Origin of the sequence: Acidovorax sp. Root217, assembly GCF_001428645.1 — a bacterium.
In the GTDB taxonomy this organism is placed as follows: Bacteria; Pseudomonadota; Gammaproteobacteria; order Burkholderiales; family Burkholderiaceae_C; genus Acidovorax.
Genome location: NZ_LMIH01000024.1, coordinates 112,483 through 132,302 on the forward strand (window position 1 = coordinate 112,483; position 19,820 = coordinate 132,302).

Consider the following 19,820-nt stretch of genomic DNA (forward strand, 5'->3'; position numbering starts at 1 on the left):
CGGAGCGGAATACAAAATGGCTAAATTTCAACCCAAAGTGCAAGACGAAGGTCGTGACGACGGTCTGCGCGAAAAAATGATCGCGGTCAACCGCGTCACCAAAGTCGTGAAGGGTGGCCGTATCCTCGGTTTCGCCGCACTGACTGTGGTCGGCGACGGTGACGGCCGCGTGGGCATGGGCAAGGGCAAGTCCAAGGAAGTGCCTGCTGCCGTGCAAAAGGCGATGGAAGAAGCCCGTCGCAACATGGTGAAGGTCACGCTGAAGCACGGCACGATCTTCCACCAGGTGACTGGCCACCACGGCGCTGCACATGTGATGATGGCACCGGCCCCCAAGGGTACCGGCATCATCGCTGGCGGCCCCATGCGCGCTGTCTTCGAAGTGTTGGGCGTGACCGACATCGTGGCCAAGAGCCATGGTTCGTCCAACCCCTACAACATGGTCCGCGCTACTTTTGACGCACTGGTGAACTCCACGACGCCTTCGCAAGTGGCAGCCAAGCGCGGCAAAACGGTCGAAGACATCTTCGCCTGATTGGAAGCTGTAAATGACTACGCAACAAACCGTCAAGATTCAACTGGTGCGCAGCCCTATCGGCACCAAGGAATCGCACCGCGCCACCGTCCGTGGCCTGGGTCTGCGCAAGCTGAACAGCGTCAGCGAACTGCAGGACTCGCCCGAAGTGCGCGGCATGATTAACAAGATCAGCTATCTGGTCAAAGTCCTCTGAGAGATAGATCATGGAACTCAATAGCATCAAGCCCGCAGACGGCGCCAAGCATGCCAAGCGCCGTGTAGGCCGCGGTATCGGCTCCGGTCTGGGCAAGACCGCTGGCCGTGGTCACAAGGGTCAGAAGTCCCGCGCAGGCGGCTACCACAAGGTGGGTTTCGAAGGCGGTCAAATGCCTTTGCAACGTCGCCTGCCAAAGCGCGGCTTCAAGTCGCACCTGCTGCAGTTCAATGCCGAAGTCAACCTGACCGACTTGGAAAAGCTGGGCCTGGCCGAAGTGGACGTGCTTGCCTTGAAGCAAGCCGGCCTGATCGGCGAGCTGGCCAAGGTGGTCAAGGTCATCAAGACCGGTACGCTCACCAAGGCTGTCAAGCTGACGGGTGTTGGCGCTACAGCGGGTGCCAAGGCGGCTATCGAAGCTGCTGGCGGCAGCCTGGCCTGATTTTGGTTCTGAAAGAAGGCACCTGTGGCAACTAGCGCGGCTCAAATTGCAAAAACCGGCAAGTTCGGCGACCTGCGTCGTCGCCTGGTTTTTCTGTTGCTTGCGCTGATCGTTTACCGCATCGGGGCTCATATCCCGGTGCCTGGTATCGACCCAGCCCAACTTCAGCAGTTATTCAGCGGCCAGCAAGGCGGCATCCTGAACCTGTTCAACATGTTCTCGGGTGGAGCGCTCTCGCGCTTTACCGTCTTTGCACTGGGGATCATGCCGTACATCTCGGCATCGATCATCATGCAACTGATGACCTACGTGGTCCCGACGTTTGAACAGCTCAAGAAGGAAGGCGAGTCCGGCCGCAGGAAGATCACCCAGTACACGCGCTACGGCACGCTGGGCTTGGCCATTTTCCAGTCGCTCGGCATTGCCGTGGCGCTGGAGAGCTCGGCCGGCTTGGTGCTGAGCCCTGGCATGGGTTTTCGCATCACGGCCATGGTCAGCCTGACGGCAGGCACCATGTTCCTGATGTGGCTCGGTGAGCAGATCACGGAACGTGGTCTTGGCAACGGTATCTCGATCCTGATCTTTGCAGGTATCGCGGCCGGTCTGCCAAGCTCCATCGGTGGCCTGCTGGAGCTGGTGCGCACAGGTGCGATGAGCATTCTGGCAGCTATCTTCATCGTGCTGGTGGTCGCTGCGGTGACTTACTTCGTGGTGTTCGTGGAACGTGGTCAGCGCAAGATCCTGGTGAACTATGCGCGCCGGCAGGTGGGGAACAAGGTGTATGGTGGACAATCGTCGCACCTGCCCTTGAAGCTGAACATGGCAGGTGTGATTCCTCCCATCTTCGCGTCGTCCATCATCCTGCTGCCAGCCACCGTGGTGAACTGGTTCAGTGCCGGTGAGTCGATGCGCTGGTTGCGCGACATCTCTTCTGCCCTGACGCCTGGTCAGCCGGTGTATGTGATGTTCTATGCTGCTGCGATCATCTTCTTCTGCTTCTTCTACACGGCGCTGGTCTTCAACAGCCGTGAAACGGCAGACAACCTGAAGAAGAGCGGTGCGTTCATTCCCGGGATTCGTCCTGGTGAGCAGACGGCCCGCTATATCGACAAGATTCTTGTGCGACTGACACTGGCGGGGGCGGTTTACATCACCTTCGTCTGCCTGCTGCCCGAGTTCTTGATTCTGAAGTACAACGTACCGTTTTACTTTGGTGGAACTTCGCTGTTGATCATTGTGGTGGTGACCATGGACTTCATGGCCCAGGTCCAGAACTACATGATGTCGCAACAGTATGAGTCGCTGCTCAAGAAAGCCAATTTCAAAGGCAATCAGGGCGGTTGACGGGTGACGGTGGCCAGGCGCTTTCTGCGGTTGGTTTCCTGAATGCAAGGTTTGGTTTAGTTGGCGCCCCACGATGTTTGTCGCGGGCACAAATTGTGTTCCGTGCAAGATGCCGGGACGGATGCAAAAGTTTTAGGAGAATGCAATGAGAGTTTCGGCTTCGGTCAAAAAAATCTGCCGCAACTGCAAGATCATCCGCCGCAAAGGTGTGGTGCGCGTGATCTGCACGGAACTGCGTCACAAGCAGCGCCAGGGTTGATTGGAAAGTATTAGAGGACGCATATGGCACGTATCGCTGGCATTAACATTCCGCCCCACAAGCACGCGGAAATCGGTCTGACCGCCATTTTTGGCATTGGTCGGACTCGCGCTCGCAAGATTTGCGAAGCAACCGGAATCGCTTACTCCAAGAAGATCAAGGATCTGACGGACGGCGACCTGGAAAAAATTCGTGAGCAGATCGAGCAATTCACCATTGAAGGTGATCTGCGCCGCGAAACCACCATGAACATCAAGCGCTTGATGGACATTGGCTGCTACCGTGGTTTCCGCCATCGTCGTGGTCTGCCGATGCGTGGTCAGCGTACCCGCACCAATGCCCGCACCCGCAAGGGTCCGCGCAAGGGTGCTGCTGCACTGAAGAAATAAAGAGATTGAAAGATCAATATGGCCAAGTCTCCAGCCAATAACGCAGCACAGCGCGTTCGCAAGAAGGTTCGCAAGAACGTGTCGGACGGCATTGCCCACGTGCATGCGTCGTTCAACAACACGATCATCACGATCACGGACCGCCAGGGCAATGCCCTGTCGTGGGCCTCGTCGGGTGGCCAGGGCTTCAAGGGCTCGCGCAAATCCACGCCTTTCGCTGCCCAGGTGGCTTCGGAAGTGGCTGGCCGCGCCGCCATTGACCAAGGCATCAAGAACCTGGACGTCGAGATCAAGGGCCCAGGTCCTGGTCGCGAATCCTCGGTGCGCGCACTGGGTGCCCTGGGCATCCGCATCACGTCGATCTCCGACGTGACGCCAGTCCCGCACAACGGCTGCCGCCCTCAAAAGCGCCGTCGTATCTAATTTTCACAAGCCCACCGCCGCCTGCGTACGCGAGAGCGACACAGGCGGCTCCCGCAATGGTTTGCGGTAGATGACAAAAAGGAAGTTCAAGTGGCACGTTACCTCGGCCCCAAGGCCAAACTCTCCCGCCGTGAAGGCACCGACCTGTTCCTCAAGAGCGCACGTCGCTCCATTGCGGACAAGTGCAAGTTCGACTCCAAGCCTGGTCAGCACGGCCGCACCTCCGGTGCCCGCACGTCCGACTATGGCCTGCAACTGCGCGAAAAGCAGAAGGTCAAGCGCATGTACGGCATTCTGGAAAAGCAGTTCCGCCGCTACTTCGAGACCGCTGATGGCCGCAAGGGCAACACCGGCGCCAACCTGCTGTTCCTGCTGGAATCGCGTCTGGACAACGTCGTGTACCGCATGGGCTTTGGCTCCACGCGTGCAGAAGCCCGTCAGCTGGTGTCGCATTGCGCCATCACCGTGAACGGCAAGCCCGTCAACATCCCCTCGTACCTGGTCAAGGTCGGCGATGTCGTGGCCGTGCGCGAAAAGTCCAAGAAGCAGAACCGCATCGTCGAAGCACTGCAACTGGCTGCACAGGTCGGCATGCCCGCCTGGGTGGACGTCAATGCCGAGAAGGCAGAAGGCGTGTTCAAGAAGGTGCCTGACCGCGACGAGTTCGGCGCCGACATCAACGAATCGCTGATCGTTGAGTTGTATTCGCGCTAATCGCTAGTTCGAATCACATTTCGAGAAAACCGTACCTGAACCGCGAGGCATCGCGGTTTAGGCGCTTCACCAGCCTTACCGGTGTAACGAGCTGGGGGTATTGAGAGGAAGTCTGAATGCAAACCAATTTGCTGAAACCCAAGGCGATCAATGTCGAGCAGCTTGGCCACAACCGTGCCAAGGTCGCGCTGGAGCCGTTCGAGCGTGGCTACGGCCATACGCTGGGCAACGCCATTCGGCGCGTCCTGCTCTCGTCCATGGTGGGTTACGCAGCGACGGAAGTCACCATTGCAGGCGTTCTGCATGAGTACTCGTCCATTGACGGCGTTCAGGAAGATGTGGTCAACATCCTGCTGAACCTCAAGGGCGTGGTGTTCAAGCTGCACAACCGTGACGAAGTCACGCTGAGCCTGCGCAAGGATGGTGAAGGCGTGGTGACCGCGCGCGACATCCAGACGCCCCATGACGTCGAGATCGTCAACCCCGACCACGTGATTGCCACGCTGTCGGCCGGTGGCAAGCTGGACATGCAGATCAAGGTGGAAAAGGGCCGTGGCTACGTGCCGGGCAACCTGCGCCGCTATGCCGACGAATCGACCAAGTCGATTGGCCGCATCGTGCTGGACGCCTCGTTCTCCCCTGTGAAGCGTGTGAGCTACACCGTGGAAAGCGCCCGTGTGGAGCAGCGTACCGACCTGGACAAGCTGGTCGTCGAGATCGAGACCAACGGTGCCATCACTGCCGAAGACGCAGTGCGTGCATCGGCCAAGATCCTGGTGGAGCAGCTGGCTGTGTTCGCACAGCTGGAAGGTGGCGAGCTGGCTGCGTTCGACGCACCTGCAGGCCCACGCGGCAATGCCACGTTCGATCCGATCCTGCTGCGCCCTGTGGACGAGCTGGAGCTGACCGTGCGTTCTGCCAACTGCCTGAAGGCCGAGAACATCTATTACATCGGTGACCTGATCCAGCGCACCGAGAACGAGCTGCTCAAGACGCCTAACCTGGGCCGCAAGTCGCTCAACGAAATCAAGGAAGTGCTCGCATCGCGTGGTCTCACGCTTGGCATGAAGCTTGAGAACTGGCCACCAGCCGGTCTGGACAAGCGTTAATCAAAACCGCTATAATCCCGGGTTCCCCGAAAGAGGGACCCTGGTTTCCAGAGTCCCCCGCGGTCTTGCCGTAAGGGGGACTTTTCGTTCCCCCCCGAGGGAACAACAGTGCCTCGCGCAGTACCTGATACGGCTGCCCGATTTAATTACATAGACAGTAGAAGGAAAGCACCATGCGCCACGGACACGGACTCCGCAAACTCAATCGCACCAGCTCGCACCGCCTTGCGATGCTGCAGAACATGATGAACTCGATCATCGAGCACGAAGTCATCAAGACCACCGTTCCCAAGGCCAAGGAACTGCGCCGCGTGATCGAGCCCATGATCACCCTGGCCAAGGTCGACACCGTCGCCAACCGCCGCCTGGCTTTCAACCGCCTGCGCGACCGTGACAGCGTCACCAAGCTGTTCAACGACCTGGGCCCCCGCTTCAACGCGCGTCCCGGTGGTTACACCCGCATCCTGAAGATGGGTTTCCGCGTTGGCGACAATGCGCCCATGGCCCTGGTTGAATTGGTCGACCGTGGCGATGAAAAAACTGAAAATTCTTCGGCCGCAGCCGCAGAATAAGGTATATAATTCAATCTTGCCGCGGGATGGAGCAGTCTGGTAGCTCGTTGGGCTCATAACCCAAAGGTCGGAGGTTCAAATCCTCCTCCCGCAACCAATATAGCGGTTAGCCGCTTCAAAAAAAGCCCACTTGATAGTGGGCTTTTTTGTTTCTGGGCCGGTTTTGTCGGGGCTTCCATCCTTGAAAGCCCCCTGGCTGGCCATCCGCAGGCGGTCACTAGGGATGCTGGTGGCGAAACTCCTGTGTCTTGCCGCCATAGCCATAGGCCGTGGCGCGCACGTCCTGCACGTAGATGTAGCTTTCTTCGTGCAATTCGCCCAGCAGCCCCTGGAATGCGGCGAACACTTCGGCGATGTAGCGCGCCTTCTCGGCCTTGGTGTTGGTCTCGTCGACCACCTTGATGTCCAGGTACACGCTGCGCTTGCCCTGTGCTGCGAGGCTGCTGCCGCCCACGATCCAGTCCTCGGGATGCACGTAGGAGACGGTGACCGCCGTGATCTTGGGGTTCTTGCCCAGGATGCGGGTGGACAATTCGAGCAGCGTGTCCGAGATGCGCTGCGAAAGGGCGGCCGAGCGTTCGGCAGAGACCTTGACGTTGATGATGGGCATGGTGGAAAACTCCTGGTCAGTGGTGGCGGGTTGTTGGTGCCTCCACTGTAGTTTTCGGCCCTGTTTTCGGACACGGCGGCCCGCGGGAAGCGGCTTTGCAGCGCGTGCAAAGCCACCCCGCCGATGTTCAGGCCGATGCCTGTACCCGCTTCAATGCGCGGGCGCACAGGCCACCCAGGCACAGCACCCAGGCCAGCATGGCCACCAGCGGCGCCAGCGGCATTGAGGGGGCGAGCGCCACGGCCGACAAGCGGGGCCGGCGGGCAAAGTCTGCGGGGCCGAACGGGCGCTCGTTGAAGACATAGGGGTAGTAGAACTCCCGCACTTCCCTGTGGAAGGTTTCTATGCGCTCCTGGTAGCGCAGCTGGGCTGGCAGGTCGCTGCGCGCCAGTCCGTGCAGTGCGCCCTGGGCCGCCACACCGGGCAGCAGCCAGCCCAGGCGTTCCGTCCAATGCTGGCGGCGCGTGAGCCCGCTGCGGTAGGCACTGACCTCGCCGGCCACGCTCTCGTCGCCCAGTTGCTGGAAAGCGTAGTACCACTTCCAGTGGAACTGCACCGGCAGGGCGGCTGTGTCCTTCCACTCGGGGTGGGTCTTGAAGAACTTGTGCATCGTGGCATCGCGCGGCTGGTCCCAGGCGCCGTGCACGTTCTGGCGTTGCGCGAGCATCAGGTCCACGCCCTGGCCCACGGGAATGCTGCGCGTGATGGCCATCTGCGCCAGCGTGGGCAACACCAGGGTGAGCACCACCCAGCAGCCTATCAGCGCGGTGGCATGCGCGGTGGAGCTCCAGGGCCGGGCGGCCACCAGCACGCACACGGTGCCCCAGAAGGCCGCGTAGACCACCACCACGGCCAGCGCTCCTGCCAGGGCCGCCATGCCGATGGGCAGCACGGCTGCGGCTGCCAGCAGCGGCAGGGCCAGGCTGGCGATGGCCAGCGCCGTGCGCAGGCCCGCGCGGCGCAGCCACAGCCGCGTACCCGCCCCCGGCATGGCCAGCAGCGTGCGCAACCGGCCCGACTGGCGCTCGCCCGACACCAGGTCATGCAGCAGCGCAATGATGAACAGCGGCGCCAGGTAGATCAGCACGAACGCGAAGTCGAAACGCCCTGCGAGCGCGAGTTCGGGGTTGAAGGTCTCCCCCTCGTACAGCTGGGCCTGCAGCCCCAGGGCGCGCACGCGCAGCACATAGGGCGCCACGTCGCGCAGGCCCAGGGCCAGGAAGGCTGCGCTCGAAGGCGGGTCCTGCGTGTCGTAGAATGTGTAGTAGGCAGCGTAACCCGCATCGCCGCCTTTGGCAAAGCGGCTGGCCACGGCCTGCACGTCCCGCTCGTGCAGCGCAGCCAGGCGTGTGATGTGGGCCTGCTGGCGTGCCACCTCGCGCGCGCCCGATACCAGGGACACGGCGGACAGCAGGCACAGCAGCACCAGGGCCCACAGGCACAGGCGTGAGCGGCAGACCAGGCGCCATTCATGGGCAAGCCAGCGCATCATCGGGTGCTCCTGCCCAGGCGCCGCGCGCTGAAGGCCAGCAGCGCCAGCAGTGCTGCCAGCCAGGCCAGCAGCGTGGCTGCGGCCGGCAGCACCGACTGCAAAACGGCCGCCGGTGTGGCCGGCAGGTACTGGAAATGCGCAGTGTCGTGCCAATGCGTGCGGTCCACGCGGTTCTGCCGGGTGGGGTTGCGGTCATCGGCATAGCGGATCTTCTGCGCCTGCAGGCGGTTGAGCGACTGGATCAGCGTGTAGCGGTAGTGCTCCCCCTGCTCCAGAAAGCGCCGGTAGCTGGCCAGGTCGGTGCCCGCCGTGGCCATCGATAAACGCCGCAGGGCCAGCAGTGGGCTGATCAGGCCGGCGCGGTCCATCCAGGCGCTCTGCCGCCCCTGCTGGTCGAAGGAATCGGCGGCATAGCGGTTGAAGAGCTCACTGGTCATGCGTTCGCCTTCCATGCCGAGCAGGCCCTTGTAGTTGACGGGCAGGTCCTCGACCCTGGCGACGCCATACTGCGCCAGCACCTTTTGGCGGAAGCCCGCGAAGTACGGATCGTCGGGGTTGTGGCTGTCACCCATGGCGGCGAGGTCGCGCGCCACGGCAATGTCGCTCTCCAGGCGGGTGGGCAGCCCGTGGGCATAGGCGGCCGTATCGGCCGCCAGCCGCGGCACCAGGATCACGGTGACCGTCCACAGGGCAAGCAGGCACAGCAAGGCATCGCGCCGCCGCGCAAACAGCGCGGAAAGCCCCACCACCGCCAGCGCCCACAGCAGCAGCCAGAGCGCATGGCCCGCCAACAGCGCTGCCGAGCGCAGGGGTTGCGAGAGCGCACCCATCCAGGCCAGCGCCAGGGCGGCGGGCAGCAGGGCCAGCGCCGCCGCGCCGGCCAGTGCCAGCAGCTTGCCGCGCACGATCTGGCCCGGTCGCACGCCCTGCGCCAGCAAGATGCGCAAGGTACCCGACTCGCGCTCGCGTGCCAGGGATGCGTGTCCCAGGAACACCAGCAGCAGCGGCGCCAGCACCTGCAGCACGAAGGCCGGCGTGAGCTGGCCGAAGCGCAGCAGCAGGGACGACTGGCGCACATCGCCGAAGTTGGCGCTGTTCTGGCGGTGACCCTCCAGGAACAGCGTGTGCCCGGTGTAGGCATCGATGCCCGCGTCGAATGCCGCCAGCGGGTTCAGCGGCCGGAACACGAAGTGTCCGTAGTGCACCATGCGGTGCGGGTGGCGGTCGGGCTGGGCCTCGAACTCCTGGTTGGCCTGCGCCTGGTAGCGGGCGCGCTCGGCATCGGCTGCGCGGCGCGATTCCCAGGCCGTGAGCGAGGCCACCAGGGTCAGCACCGTGAGCAGCGCCAGGCCCAGCACGGCCACGCGGTCGCGCAGCATCAGGCGCCACTCCTCGCGCGCGATGCGGGTGACGGCGCGGCTCATGCCGTGGCTCCCGGCGTGGCGTAGCGCCGGTGCAGGGCGCGCACGTCAAAGCGCTCGTCGCCACTGGCCGCCACTTCCTCGACCAGGCGCCCGGCATCGATGAAGCCGATGCGGTCGGCCACGTCGGCTGCGCTCAGCAGGTCGTGCGTCACCATCAGCACCGCCACGCCCTGCGAGCGCAGCAGCGCCAGCAACCGGTTGAACTCGGCAGTGGCCTGCGGGTCCAGGCCCGAGGTGGGCTCGTCCAGCAGCAGCGCCGGAACCTTGCGTGCCAGCGCCAGTGCAATCGCCACCTTCTGGCGCATGCCTTTGGAAAAACCCGCCACGCGCTGGCCGTGGGCCGCAGCGGCCAACCCGGCGGCCAGCAGTGCCTGGTCAATGGCCTGCGCGCCTTCGGGTTGGCCCGCCAGGTCCAGCAGGTAGGCCACGTTCTCGCGCGCGCTCAGGTGCTCGTAGAGTGCGACGTTCTCGGGGATATAGGCCAGTTGCCTGCGTGCCCCGTCCGGGTCGGCCACGGGGTCGGTGCCTTGCACGCGCAGGCTGCCCGCGCTGGGCGCAAGAAAGCCCAGGAACAGGCTCAACGTGGTCGTCTTGCCCGCACCGTTGGAGCCCAGCAGGGCGTAGATTTCACCCCGGTTCACCTGCAGGTCCAGGCCCTGCAGGATGGGGCGGCCGCCGTAGCCGGCCGTGACGGCGCGGGCCTGCAGTACAGGTGCTGGGAGATGGTGGTTTGCCATGGTCGTCGTGCCCATCGTGTTCAGAACTTCGCCTGCAGGCCCATGGTGACCGTGCGGGCCGTGCCCGGGGTCACCCACACGCGGCTGTAGGAGCTGGTGTAGTAGGTCTTGTCGAAAAGGTTGTCCACGTCCAGCGTCAGCCGCAGCGTGGGCGACAGGCGCCAGTACGCGACCAGCTTGGCCGTGGTGTAGGCGGGCAGGTCGAAGGCCGGCGTGCCTGCGTTGGCCTCGCCTTGCGTGCGCGCCTGGCCCAGGCGCTGGCCCACGTGGGTCACGCCGCCGCCCACGCCGTAGCGCTGCCCATTGCCCAGCATGTTCTCGTACACCGCCAGCACGCTGCCGTTGACCTTGGGCACGTTGAGCAGGCGGCCACCCACTTCCAGGGTGTTGTCCTTGGTGATCTCCACGTCGTTGAACACCATGCTCGCGTTGACCCGCCAGTGCGTCGTCACCTGGCCCGCCAGATCAAATTCCAGGCCCCGGCTGCGGACCTCGCCAGCAGCCGCCGAAAAGCCGCTGTTGCCCGGGTCGGCCGTGAGCACGTTGCGCTTGCGGATATCGAACAGCGCCGCAGTGGCGCCCATGCGCTTGTCCGCGCTTTCCCACTTGGTGCCCAGTTCCAGCGCCCGGCCCGTCTCCGGTTCGAATGCGCGGGTCGCCACGTCCGAGCCGACGTTCGGGCGGAAGGAGCGGCCCGTATTGGCATAGACCGTCCACTGGGATGTTGGCAACCAGCTCAGGCCGACCCGCGGTGAGGTGGAAGAGGGTTCCTGGCTCGCCGTGGCGTGGGTCCGGCGGTTCTCCAGGGACTGGCGGTAGTTGTCCATGCGCACGCCCGCCACAAGTCGCCAGTCGGGCGCCAGCCTGATCGCATCCTGCAGGTAGAACGCCGTATTGCGCTGGTGCTCCAGCGTGTCGGTGTTGGCCGCCGGCGTGGGCTGGGCCTGGCCGTAGACCGGGTTGTAGATGTTGACCGCATACGGCGCAGCGGTGGTCGGGTTCGCCCGCAGCATCAGAGAGTCCATGTTGAAGCGAAAGCTCTCCACCCCCAGCAGCAGTTCGTGCTCGATGGCCCCTGTTTTCAGATTGCCTTGCAACTCTGCCTGGAGCGCGATGTCGTCAGACTCGAAATCGCGAAAGCGGCGCTGTCGCGTCAAACTGCCATTGGCCTGCAAGGCGGTGGCTTCGGTGGAGAAACCATTCACCGAGGTCTCGCGGTACGACAGGCCGAACCGGCTGCGCCAGGTGGGGTTCCACTCGTGCGACAGGATGAACTGGTGCGTCTGGTTCTCCACCGTCACCTTGCCGTCGGCCGGTTCGCCCAGGAAGCGGCTGCGGGGAATGGTGCCCAGCTGGTTGTTCACCGCGACCACGCCGCGGTCGAGGGGCGTGGCCTGGCGCAGCACCTCACCGGCATATTCCAGCACCGTGTCGCGGCCCAGCTTCCAGGTGAAGGCGGGCGCCACCACTTCGCGCCGCGCCGTCACCTGGTCGCGAAAGCTGTCACGGTCTTCCACCGCCACGTTGAGGCGGTAGGCGAAGTTCTCGCCGAGGGGGCCCGTGCTGTCGAAGGCGCCACGCTTGAGCCCATGGCTGCCCACGTAGCTTTCCACGGAGTGGGCCGCCTTCCACAGCGGACGTTTGGAGACGATGTTGAGCGTGCCGCCCGGCTCGCTGCTGCCGTACAGCGCGGCAGCAGTGCCCTTGAGGAACTCGATGCGTTCCACCCCCGCCAGGTCGCGCGGTGCGTTGAAGCCGCGGTTGGACGAGAAGCCGTTGAGCAGCGTGGCCATGCCGGTGTTCTCGTTGCCCGGCAGGCCGCGGATGGCGATGTTGTCCCACAGCCCGCCAAAGTTGTTCTGCCGCGATACGCCGCCGACATAGTCGAGCACGTCGTCGAGCTTGGTGGCGCCCAGGTCGTCGATGGCCTGGCGCGTCGCGATGCGCACCGACTGCGGCAGCTCGCGCAGCGGCAGGTCCGACTTGGCTCCGGCCGCTTCATCGGCGTGGTAGGCCCCGGACTCGGTGCGGCCCACGATCTCGATGGTGGACAGCTGCCCAGGCGCCTGGGCCACGGGGGGCGGTGCAGTCTGCGCGAAGACCGGAGCAACCAGCGCGCAAGCAATGGCCCATGCCAAAGGGTGGGGGCGCAGGTGGAGGGAAACGGGCACGGAAATACCCGTGCGAAGCGTGGCGGTGGTCATGAAAGGCATTCGAAGGGGCAGGGTCTCGCGCGCATGGCTGCTGCGTGCAGGCGCGGAAACGCGGTGGCGCGGACCAGGAAGAGATGCACCGGCCTGCGGCAACCGCAAGGTCGGTGAGGAAGGGACGTTCAGCCCAACGCAGTGCGCAGGGTCAGGCCTGCGCGGTGGGAGGGTCGCGTGACGCGAACGGCCAATGGCCGGGATGCGGGATGAAGGCCACCGCATCCGGCACCGGCCGCACCCGGGCCCAGGCCTGCGCAGCGCCATGCACGGGCGGGGCCGTGGCCAGGTCGGCCGCCTGCTGGGCGTGGGCCAGGCACCAGGCGCACACACCTGCCTCGACAGAGGTCTTGCCGGGCTGCCCAGCCTCGCTGTCTTCGTCGGACGCCATGGCCTGCGCTACCGCCGCGCGCTGGCTCCCCAGGTGCTCTGCGGCGTGCAGGCCCATGCCTGCCGTCAGGTGCAGGCACAGCGTGAGCAGCAAAAGCCAGAGGAGGGGGCGCGAGATCCGCATGGTGGATGCGAATCATACTATTGAGAACCAATTCTCAGTCGAGGCGGGCCGGGCGGGGCCAAGAGATGCTGTCCGGCACCTCCTGGCCGCCGGCCCGGGTCAGGCCGTTGCCTGCCGGCGGATGAAGCGCCCGGCGCGCGCGCCGGTAGCCCGGCCGGCAGCGGTATAGCTCAGTACGCCGTTCACCCATACCTGCTCGATGCCCTCGCTGAACTGCACGGGTTGCTCGTAGCTGGCGGTATCGCGCACACGCAGCGGGTCGAACACCACCACGTCGGCCATGCAGCCGGCTGCCAGGCGCCCGCGCTCGCCGATGCGAAAGCGCTGGGCCGACAGGCCGGTCATCTTGTGGATAGCCTCTTCCAGACGCAGCACTCCTTTTTCGCGCCAGTAGCAGGCCAGTACGCGCGGAAAAGCGCCCCACAGGCGGGGGTGCGGGCGCTCGTCGTGCGGCAGGCCGTCCGATCCGATCATGGCCAGCGGGTGCGCAATCACGCGCTCCACGTCGTCTTCGCGCATCTGAAAGTAGCAGGCGCCTCCGGGCTGCAGCCGGTCGCACGCCGCCTGCTCGCTCACATCCCATTCGCGGGCGATATCCTTGAGGTAGCGGCCCACCATCTCCGGGTGGGGCTGGCTGCCGGTGATCAGGATGTCGATCACACCGTCCACCAAGTCGGTGCGCAGCACCGTGGAGCCGGCGGTGTAGGGATACACGTCCAGGCTGATGGGCTGGCCCTGGGCCAGCGACTCGATCAGCGGCAGCGTCTCGCGCGTGCGGCCCCAGTTGGCGGCCCCTGCGCACTTGTGGTGCGACAGCACCAGCGGCAGCCCGGCCTGCCGAGCCGTGAGCGCCGCCTCCTGCAGCGCCGGCAGAATGCCTGCGAGCTCATCGCGGATATGGGTGGCGTAGACGCCGCCGTTGCGCGCCGCCACGCTGGCCAGCTCGGTCAGCTCGGTGAGGTCGGCCGCATAGGCCTCCTTGTAGAACACGCCGGACGACAGGCCCAGTGCGCCCGCGTCCATGGCCTCCTGCATGTCGGCTGCCATGGCGGCGCGCTCGCTGGCCGTGGCGGCGCGGCCCAGCTCGGGCAGGTGGCGCATGCGCAGCGCCGTGTGGCCCAGCAGCGCCGCCACGTTCACGCCGGGCTGCGCGGCATCGACGGCGCGCGCATAGGCGGCCATGCTGGCGTGGCGGAACTGGTGCTTGCCCAGCAGCGACAGCGGCGCCGCCGGCGCATCGGTCACCATGGGCGCCAGCGAGATGCCGCAGTTGCCCACGATCACGGTGGTCACGCCCTGCGACAGCTTGGGCAGCATGTCGGGCGCGTCGATGGCGGCGGCGTCGTCGTGCGTGTGCACGTCGATGAAACCGGGCGCGATCACGCGGTCCGTGCAGTCGATGGTCTCGACGGCCATGCCGGCGAACAAGGCGGGGTCGATGGCGCCGGGAGCGGCCAGGGCCAGGATGCGCTCGCCCGCCAGCAGCAGGTCGCCCACCCATCCGGGGCGGTCGGTGCCTTCGATGATGGTTCCGTTCTTCAGCAGGGTCGCTTGCGTTGCTGCCATCAATTGTCTTTCTGGCCCGGCTTGTGCAGGCCCGGGCCGGGGTCCATGGCGCCCGAATACTCGGCGCTGTCGAATCCGTGTTTGTGCAAAAGCTGCTTGAACTGCTGCAGGCCGCGCGTGGCCACCGGTCCCAGCTGCTGCGCCAGGCGCACCATCAGGATCTCGATCACCACCAGGTGGGCCAGGTAGGCCTCGGTGCCCACGCGCATCACCGCGTCCTGCGGCACCGACACGGCCAGCACCAGGTCGGCCGTTTCTGCCAGCGGCGTGCCTGGCTGGGTCAAGGCGATCACCGTGGCACCCTGCGAGCGCGCAAACCGGGCGGCTTCCACCGTGTAGGGCATGCGCCCCACGTGCGAGACCACGAAGGCCACGCCCTCGGGGCCCAGCGTGCTGGCGGATACCAACTGCTGGTGCGCATCGAAGATCGCATTCGCCGTGAGGCCCAGGCGGAACAGCCGGCTCTGCAGCTCGCTGGCCGTGAAGGTCGACGCCGCACCCACCGAATAGCAGTCGATGCGCCGCGCCTTGGCGAGCCTGGCGGCCACTTGGTCGATCACGTCCACGTCGATGCGCCGGCCCAGCTCGGTCAGCGAGGCGACGGCCGCGTGGATGATCTTGCTGGAGACGTCCTGCGCCGAGTCTTCGGCCAACACGCTGCGGTGCAGGTACGAGCCCGAGACGGCCAGGTCCTGGGCCAGCGCCAGCATGAATTCGCGCACCGAGTCGTAGCCAAAGCTGCGGCAGGTGCGCACGATGGTCGGCATGGACACGCCGGCCTGCTGTGCCAGTTGCTCCACCGTGGCGGCCACGGCGGCGCGCGGGTCTTCGAGCACGGCGCGCACCACGCTGCGCTGCGCTTCAGGCAGGCTGTCCTGCCGTTCGCGCAACTGCTGCAGCAGTCCGGGCGTGGGGCTGGGCGGCACGGTGGACGATGGTGACGGAGGCAGGCTGCTGTTCATGCGCTTCTCCGGCCTCAGAACCGCGTGCTGATGGCACCCGTGATGGCGCCATCGTCTTCTACCAGCGGCATCCAGCGCCATTTGTCGAAGGTGGTGCAGGGGTGCGAAATGCCCAGCGCCACGCGGTCTCCCACCTGGGGCGCGCTGCCTACGCCCGCTGCGGCATCGAAGCGCAGGTAGGCATGCTGGTCGTTGAGTGCGCTCACGCTCCAGCCGGCGGGCACGGCAGCTGCCGTGCGCTCGCCACGCCGCGCCAGTTGCACGGGGATGGGCATCTCCAGGTCGTAGGAGATGTCGCGGCGCCCGCAGGTCAGCAGGGCAAGGCCCGGCTCGGGCACCGACTGCACCATGGCCCAGACCGTGAGCGCCGGGCGCAGCGAGGCGTCGAGCCCTTCGCGCTGCTCCACGTTCTTCAGAAAGCGCGCGTAGTTGCCATGGTCGTGCGTCACATAGCAGCCCGAGCGCAGCACGCCTTCCACCGGGCGCGACAGGCCCTGGGCCTGCAGCAGCGGCACCACCAGGTCGAACACGGCCGAGCCGCCGGCCGTGAGCAGGATGCGGTCGCGTGCGAACAGGTGCTCGGTGTCGCAGGCCCGCGCCACGTCCATCACGCGGCGCACCAGGGCGGTCACTTCGCGGGCGTCGTGCTCGTTGTCGCAGCGCGCCACGCCGCCTTCATAGCATTCGATGCCGTCGAACTGCACGGCCTTCGACGCCGCCAGCGCGCGCGCCAGCGCCAGTGCCTCGTCCAGCGTGCGGCAGCCCGTGCGCTGGCCGGGGATGCCCATCTCCAGCAGCACGTTGAACACGCGGGCACTGCCACGGCGCTGCTTCCAGTCCTCGACCAGCGTGAGCTGCGCGAGCGAATCGACGAGGAACCACACGGTGAGGTCGGCATGGCGGGCCAGCAGCGCGTCGAGCGCGTCCAGGTCGGCATCGCAGACCACCTGGTTGGCGATGATGGCGCGGCGCGCACCGGCCTCCACCCCCACCGCGACCTGGAAGGCCGTGGCGAAGGTCAGGCCCCAGGCGCCGGCCGCCAGCTGCTGTGCGAAGAGCTGGGGCGACATGGTGGTCTTGCCGTGCGGTGCCAGGGCGATGCCTTTGCGCTGCGCGAAGTCCTGCATCCAGGCCAGGTTGTGCGCCAGCGCCGTGCGGCGGAGCACCGCCAGGGGGAACGCCAGGTCGTCGGCCAGCACGTTCCAGCCGCGTGCGCCGATCTCGCTGGCGCGGCAGGGCGCTGCCGCGATGGGAAAGCTCTTGCTGGTGGCGTCCAGCGTGAAGTCAGTGGTGGTGGTCATGTGGTTTCGTCATGTTGGTGGGGCGCAGCGGGGCTGCGCCGGTCAGATGTCGTCGCGCCAGCAGGCCTTCCAGTGGTCCGCCCCCACGGGGCGCAGGGCCATGTCGGCGCTGGCGCATTCGGCCACCGCATGCGGGCAGCGTGTGCGGAACACGCAGCCCGAGGGCGGATTGGCGGGGCTGGGCAGGTCGCCCTGAAGCAGGGGGATGGTACGCCGCTGCGCGGGATCGGGGATGGGCGCGGCCGCGAGCAGGGCGCGCGTGTAGGGATGCGCGGGCTGCGCATACAGCGCGCCGGTGGGCGCGATCTCCATCACGCGGCCCAGGTAGAGCACTACCACGCGGTCACACAGGTACTCCACCACATCGAGGTCGTGCGAGATGAACAGCAAGGTCAGGCCCAACTGCTCCTTGAGGTCGCCCAGCAGGTTCACCACCTGGGCCTGGATCGACACGTCGAGTGCCGACAGCGGCTCGTCCGCCACGATGAAGTTCGGCTGCACGGCCAGCGCGCGCGCAATGCCGATGCGCTGGCGCTGCCCGCCCGAGAACTCGTGCGGAAAGCGCTCCGCATGCTCGGGCCTGAGGCCCACCTGCGTGAGCAGCTCGTGGATGCGCGGCAGGCGTGCCGCACCGCGCGCCTGTTTGTGCGTGTCCAGCGCCTCGCCCAGCACCTCGCGGATACGCATGCGCGGGTTCAGGCTGGCGTACGGGTCCTGGAAGATGATCTGGATCTTCGAGCGCAGCGGGCGGAACTGGCCCTGGCTCATTCCGGCCAGGTCCTGCCCACTCGCGCCCTCGCCGTGGTAGAGCATCTGGCCCGCCGTGGGGTCCACCAGGCGGGTGAGCAGGCGGCCGATGGTGCTCTTGCCCGAGCCTGATTCGCCCACCAGGCCCAGTGTTTCGCCGCGGCGGATGGCAAAGCTCACATCGTCCACCGCGCGCACCGGGTGCGGGCCGCTGCCGAAATACTTGCGCAGGCCGCGCACTTCGATGAGGTTGTCGCCCGGGGTCGGAGCCATGGACACGGCGTTCATGCAGCCACCTCTTCAATGGGCTGCTCATTCACACGGATGCAGCGCACCCGGCGGCTGGCGCCTGCGCTGCCCTCGTCGGACAGGGCCGGCATGCGCGCATCGCAGGCCGCGATGCGGCGCTCGCAGCGTGGCGCGAAGGCGCAACCCGGCGGCGGCGCGAGCGGGCTCGACACCTGGCCCGGTATGGCCACCAGGCGCGGCCGTTGCCCGGCCACCGCCACGGCATGGCGCCGGGCAACGCCGGGCAGGCAGGCCAGCAGGCCACGCGTGTAGGGGTGCTCGGGCTTGGCGAACAGGTCGTGCACGGATGCCGACTCGACGATGCGCCCCGCATACATCACGGCCACCGCATCGGCGTACTGCGCCACCACGCCCAGGTTGTGGGTGACGAACAGCATGCTCATGCCCGTCTCCTTTTGCAGCCGGCCCATGAGCGCGAGGATCTGCGCCTGGATGGTCACGTCCAGGGCGGTGGTGGGCTCGTCGGCGATCAACAGCGTCGGGCTGCAGGCCATGGCCAGCGCAATCATCACGCGCTGGCGCATGCCGCCCGACAACTGGTGCGGGTACTCGTGCACGCGCTGTTTTGCGGCCGGTATCTCCACCAGCTCCAGCATGCGCTGGGCGTGGGCCAGGGCGGCCTTGCGGTCGAGCTTGAGGTGCAGGCGCACGGATTCGGCGATCTGCTCGCCCACGGTGAGCACCGGGTTCAGGCTGGTCATGGGCTCCTGGAAGACCATCGCCATCTCGTTGCCGCGCAGGGCACGGCGCTCGGCCTCGGGCAGGGCCAGCAGGTCCACGCGCCGGCCGTCGCGCCGGGTGAACCAGGCCTGGCCGTCCACCTGCGCCTGCGAGGTCTTGGCGTGCAGGCCCATCAGCGTGAGGCTGGTGACGGACTTGCCCGAGCCCGATTCACCGACCAGCGCCAGCGTCTGGCCCGGGTGGATGGCAAAAGACACGTCGGCCACGCTCTGGATGCGGCCGGCGTCGGTGGCGAACGAGGTGGACAGGCCCTGCACTTCGAGCCGCGGGGCGGCCATGGCAGCCGTGTGGGTGGTCATGGAGATACCTTCGTAGCGCGCCCGCGGGCGGGCGCTTGCGTGGGTGGGGCGAAAGCGGGGCTCACGAGGCTTTCTTGAGCTTGGGGTCGAGCAGGTCGCGCACGCCGTCGCCCAGCATCTGCAGCGACAGGGCGGTGAGCACGATGGCCAGGCCCGGGTAGAGAATGGTCCAGAACGCACGGTCGGCCGACTCCAGGCTGCCGGCGATCATGGTGCCCCAGGTGGGGATGTCCGGCGGCACGCCCACGCCCAGAAAGGACAGGCCGGCCTCGGCCAGGATGGCGTAGGCGAAGATGAAGGTCACCTGCACCAGGATGGGCGAGACCAGGTTGGGCAGGATGTGCCGCAGCAAGATGAGCGGCGTGCGCACGCCCAGGGCGCGTGCTGCGTCCACGAACAGCAGCTCGCGCAGCACCAGCGTGCTAGCGCGCACCACCCGCGCCACGCGCGGCGTGTAGACGATCACCAGCGCCAGCATCACGTTCCACAGCGAGGCGCCCAGGATGGACACCAGGGCGATGCCCAGCAGGATGTCGGGGAAGGACATCATCGCGTCCACCACGCGCATCAGCGGCGCGTCCAGCCGGCGAAAGAAGCCCGCGAACATGCCCAGCAGCGTGCCGAACAGCACGGCACCCGCGGCGGTGAGCCCGCCGATCAGCAGCGAATAGCGCGCGCCGTGCACGATGCGCAGCATCACGTCGCGCCCCAGCTCGTCGGTGCCGGCCCAGTGCGCGGCCGAGGGCGCGTTCAGCCGCTCGCTGATCGAGATGGCATTGGGGTCGGCATCCGACACCCAGGGGAACACGGTGGCCACGGCCACCACCAGCGCCAGCAGGATGGCCGAGGCCAGCACCACCTTGCGCGAGAACAGGCGCCGCGCCAGCGGCAGCCAGTAGTCTGTGAGATTGCGGATCAGGCGTTGCACCAT

22 protein-coding genes and 1 tRNA gene are annotated in these 19,820 nt (G+C 66.2%); 11 read left to right on the forward strand and 12 right to left on the reverse strand.

Going from position 1 to position 19,820, the window contains the following annotated elements:
* The first annotated feature begins 16 nt into the window (after positions 1 to 16).
* The 11 genes from rpsE to ASE31_RS22170 all read left to right on the forward strand — a co-directional run bounded on the left by rpsE (position 17) and on the right by ASE31_RS22170 (position 6,080).
* Positions 17 to 535 carry a 30S ribosomal protein S5 gene (gene rpsE / locus ASE31_RS22120; RefSeq protein WP_057203965.1) on the forward strand — a complete coding sequence of 173 codons (519 nt, stop codon included), beginning with the start codon at positions 17 to 19 and terminating at the stop codon, positions 533 to 535.
* A gap of 13 nt (positions 536 to 548) precedes the next feature.
* Entirely contained in the window at positions 549 to 731 is a 183-nt protein-coding gene (rpmD, locus tag ASE31_RS22125) for a 50S ribosomal protein L30 (RefSeq protein WP_007861725.1), read from the forward strand.
* A gap of 10 nt (positions 732 to 741) precedes the next feature.
* On the forward strand, positions 742 to 1,173 hold the full coding sequence (gene rplO, locus ASE31_RS22130) for a 50S ribosomal protein L15 (protein ID WP_057203966.1): 432 nt from the start codon (positions 742 to 744) through the stop codon (positions 1,171 to 1,173).
* A 24-nt stretch (positions 1,174 to 1,197) separates the two neighbouring features.
* Positions 1,198 to 2,517: a preprotein translocase subunit SecY gene (secY, locus tag ASE31_RS22135; protein WP_057203967.1), complete on the forward strand. Its 1,320-nt coding sequence runs from the start codon at positions 1,198 to 1,200 to the stop codon at positions 2,515 to 2,517.
* A gap of 145 nt (positions 2,518 to 2,662) precedes the next feature.
* Positions 2,663 to 2,776, forward strand: coding sequence for a 50S ribosomal protein L36 (gene rpmJ / locus ASE31_RS22140; RefSeq protein WP_057203968.1), 114 nt, complete (start codon positions 2,663 to 2,665; stop codon positions 2,774 to 2,776).
* Positions 2,777 to 2,799: 23 nt separating this feature from the next.
* Positions 2,800 to 3,165, forward strand: a complete 366-nt coding sequence (gene rpsM / locus ASE31_RS22145) for a 30S ribosomal protein S13 (RefSeq protein WP_008906516.1) — start codon at positions 2,800 to 2,802, stop codon at positions 3,163 to 3,165.
* Between the two features lie 18 nt (positions 3,166 to 3,183).
* Entirely contained in the window at positions 3,184 to 3,588 is a 405-nt protein-coding gene (gene rpsK / locus ASE31_RS22150) for a 30S ribosomal protein S11 (protein WP_005793662.1), read from the forward strand.
* 90 nt (positions 3,589 to 3,678) lie between these two features.
* On the forward strand, positions 3,679 to 4,302 hold the full coding sequence (rpsD, locus tag ASE31_RS22155; protein WP_057203969.1) for a 30S ribosomal protein S4: 624 nt from the start codon (positions 3,679 to 3,681) through the stop codon (positions 4,300 to 4,302).
* 116 nt (positions 4,303 to 4,418) lie between these two features.
* Entirely contained in the window at positions 4,419 to 5,411 is a 993-nt protein-coding gene (gene rpoA / locus ASE31_RS22160) for a DNA-directed RNA polymerase subunit alpha (RefSeq protein ID WP_007861735.1), read from the forward strand.
* Between the two features lie 173 nt (positions 5,412 to 5,584).
* The gene (rplQ, locus tag ASE31_RS22165; RefSeq protein ID WP_057203970.1) at positions 5,585 to 5,983 is read left to right on the forward strand and encodes a 50S ribosomal protein L17; all 399 of its coding nucleotides are present in this window, start codon (positions 5,585 to 5,587) and stop codon (positions 5,981 to 5,983) included.
* A 20-nt stretch (positions 5,984 to 6,003) separates the two neighbouring features.
* A tRNA-Met gene (locus ASE31_RS22170) sits at positions 6,004 to 6,080 on the forward strand.
* A gap of 120 nt (positions 6,081 to 6,200) precedes the next feature.
* Here the strand turns inward: ASE31_RS22170 and ASE31_RS22175 are convergent.
* From ASE31_RS22175 to ASE31_RS22230, 12 genes are all read right to left on the reverse strand, one after another.
* Complete coding sequence (locus ASE31_RS22175; protein WP_057203971.1) at positions 6,201 to 6,593, reverse strand: 4-oxalocrotonate tautomerase family protein; 393 nt, start codon at positions 6,591 to 6,593, stop codon at positions 6,201 to 6,203.
* Between the two features lie 127 nt (positions 6,594 to 6,720).
* Positions 6,721 to 8,085 carry a DUF3526 domain-containing protein gene (locus ASE31_RS22180; RefSeq protein ID WP_235514721.1) on the reverse strand — a complete coding sequence of 455 codons (1,365 nt, stop codon included), beginning with the start codon at positions 8,083 to 8,085 and terminating at the stop codon, positions 6,721 to 6,723.
* Positions 8,082 to 9,509, reverse strand: a complete 1,428-nt coding sequence (locus ASE31_RS22185; RefSeq protein WP_057203972.1) for a DUF3526 domain-containing protein — start codon at positions 9,507 to 9,509, stop codon at positions 8,082 to 8,084. The genes ASE31_RS22180 and ASE31_RS22185 overlap by 4 nt, the downstream gene beginning before the upstream one ends.
* Positions 9,506 to 10,246, reverse strand: coding sequence for an ABC transporter ATP-binding protein (locus ASE31_RS22190; RefSeq protein ID WP_057204131.1), 741 nt, complete (start codon positions 10,244 to 10,246; stop codon positions 9,506 to 9,508). Before ASE31_RS22190 ends, ASE31_RS22185 begins: the two co-directional genes overlap by 4 nt.
* Before the next feature lie 20 nt (positions 10,247 to 10,266).
* Positions 10,267 to 12,450 carry a TonB-dependent siderophore receptor gene (locus ASE31_RS22195; protein ID WP_057204132.1) on the reverse strand — a complete coding sequence of 728 codons (2,184 nt, stop codon included), beginning with the start codon at positions 12,448 to 12,450 and terminating at the stop codon, positions 10,267 to 10,269.
* 151 nt (positions 12,451 to 12,601) lie between these two features.
* On the reverse strand, positions 12,602 to 12,964 hold the full coding sequence (locus tag ASE31_RS22200) for a hypothetical protein (RefSeq protein ID WP_157412608.1): 363 nt from the start codon (positions 12,962 to 12,964) through the stop codon (positions 12,602 to 12,604).
* 99 nt (positions 12,965 to 13,063) lie between these two features.
* Positions 13,064 to 14,530: an amidohydrolase family protein gene (locus tag ASE31_RS22205; protein WP_057203974.1), complete on the reverse strand. Its 1,467-nt coding sequence runs from the start codon at positions 14,528 to 14,530 to the stop codon at positions 13,064 to 13,066.
* Positions 14,530 to 15,492 (reverse strand): MurR/RpiR family transcriptional regulator, encoded by a 963-nt coding sequence (locus ASE31_RS22210; RefSeq protein WP_057203975.1) that lies wholly within the window; start codon positions 15,490 to 15,492, stop codon positions 14,530 to 14,532. Before ASE31_RS22210 ends, ASE31_RS22205 begins: the two co-directional genes overlap by 1 nt.
* Before the next feature lie 14 nt (positions 15,493 to 15,506).
* Positions 15,507 to 16,793: an amino acid deaminase gene (locus tag ASE31_RS22215; RefSeq protein WP_057203976.1), complete on the reverse strand. Its 1,287-nt coding sequence runs from the start codon at positions 16,791 to 16,793 to the stop codon at positions 15,507 to 15,509.
* A 42-nt stretch (positions 16,794 to 16,835) separates the two neighbouring features.
* A complete protein-coding gene (locus ASE31_RS22220) occupies positions 16,836 to 17,828 on the reverse strand; it encodes an ABC transporter ATP-binding protein (protein ID WP_057203977.1) in 993 nt (330 codons plus the stop codon).
* A complete protein-coding gene (locus ASE31_RS22225) occupies positions 17,825 to 18,889 on the reverse strand; it encodes an ABC transporter ATP-binding protein (protein WP_057203978.1) in 1,065 nt (354 codons plus the stop codon). Before ASE31_RS22225 ends, ASE31_RS22220 begins: the two co-directional genes overlap by 4 nt.
* A gap of 61 nt (positions 18,890 to 18,950) precedes the next feature.
* Positions 18,951 to 19,820 carry an ABC transporter permease gene (locus ASE31_RS22230; protein ID WP_057203979.1) on the reverse strand — a complete coding sequence of 290 codons (870 nt, stop codon included), beginning with the start codon at positions 19,818 to 19,820 and terminating at the stop codon, positions 18,951 to 18,953.

Bases quoted from the DNA above. Each gene is read 5' to 3' on its own strand.
- rpsE (WP_057203965.1), top strand. From the start codon at position 17: ATGGCTAAATTTCAACCCAAAGTGCAAGACGAAGGTCGTGACGACGGT.
- rpmD (WP_007861725.1), top strand. From the start codon at position 549: ATGACTACGCAACAAACCGTCAAGATTCAACTGGTGCGCAGCCCTATC.
- rplO (WP_057203966.1), top strand. From the start codon at position 742: ATGGAACTCAATAGCATCAAGCCCGCAGACGGCGCCAAGCATGCCAAG.
- rpmJ (WP_057203968.1), top strand. From the start codon at position 2,663: ATGAGAGTTTCGGCTTCGGTCAAAAAAATCTGCCGCAACTGCAAGATC.
- rpsM (WP_008906516.1), top strand. From the start codon at position 2,800: ATGGCACGTATCGCTGGCATTAACATTCCGCCCCACAAGCACGCGGAA.
- rpsK (WP_005793662.1), top strand. From the start codon at position 3,184: ATGGCCAAGTCTCCAGCCAATAACGCAGCACAGCGCGTTCGCAAGAAG.
- rpoA (WP_007861735.1), top strand. From the start codon at position 4,419: ATGCAAACCAATTTGCTGAAACCCAAGGCGATCAATGTCGAGCAGCTT.
- rplQ (WP_057203970.1), top strand. From the start codon at position 5,585: ATGCGCCACGGACACGGACTCCGCAAACTCAATCGCACCAGCTCGCAC.
- ASE31_RS22175 (WP_057203971.1), bottom strand. From the start codon at position 6,593: ATGCCCATCATCAACGTCAAGGTCTCTGCCGAACGCTCGGCCGCCCTT.
- ASE31_RS22180 (WP_235514721.1), bottom strand. From the start codon at position 8,085: ATGATGCGCTGGCTTGCCCATGAATGGCGCCTGGTCTGCCGCTCACGC.
- ASE31_RS22185 (WP_057203972.1), bottom strand. From the start codon at position 9,509: ATGAGCCGCGCCGTCACCCGCATCGCGCGCGAGGAGTGGCGCCTGATG.
- ASE31_RS22190 (WP_057204131.1), bottom strand. From the start codon at position 10,246: ATGGCAAACCACCATCTCCCAGCACCTGTACTGCAGGCCCGCGCCGTC.
- ASE31_RS22195 (WP_057204132.1), bottom strand. From the start codon at position 12,450: ATGACCACCGCCACGCTTCGCACGGGTATTTCCGTGCCCGTTTCCCTC.
- ASE31_RS22200 (WP_157412608.1), bottom strand. From the start codon at position 12,964: ATGCGGATCTCGCGCCCCCTCCTCTGGCTTTTGCTGCTCACGCTGTGC.
- ASE31_RS22205 (WP_057203974.1), bottom strand. From the start codon at position 14,530: ATGGCAGCAACGCAAGCGACCCTGCTGAAGAACGGAACCATCATCGAA.
- ASE31_RS22210 (WP_057203975.1), bottom strand. From the start codon at position 15,492: ATGAACAGCAGCCTGCCTCCGTCACCATCGTCCACCGTGCCGCCCAGC.
- ASE31_RS22215 (WP_057203976.1), bottom strand. From the start codon at position 16,793: ATGACCACCACCACTGACTTCACGCTGGACGCCACCAGCAAGAGCTTT.
- ASE31_RS22220 (WP_057203977.1), bottom strand. From the start codon at position 17,828: ATGAACGCCGTGTCCATGGCTCCGACCCCGGGCGACAACCTCATCGAA.
- ASE31_RS22225 (WP_057203978.1), bottom strand. From the start codon at position 18,889: ATGACCACCCACACGGCTGCCATGGCCGCCCCGCGGCTCGAAGTGCAG.
- ASE31_RS22230 (WP_057203979.1), bottom strand. From the start codon at position 19,820: ATGGTGCAACGCCTGATCCGCAATCTCACAGACTACTGGCTGCCGCTG.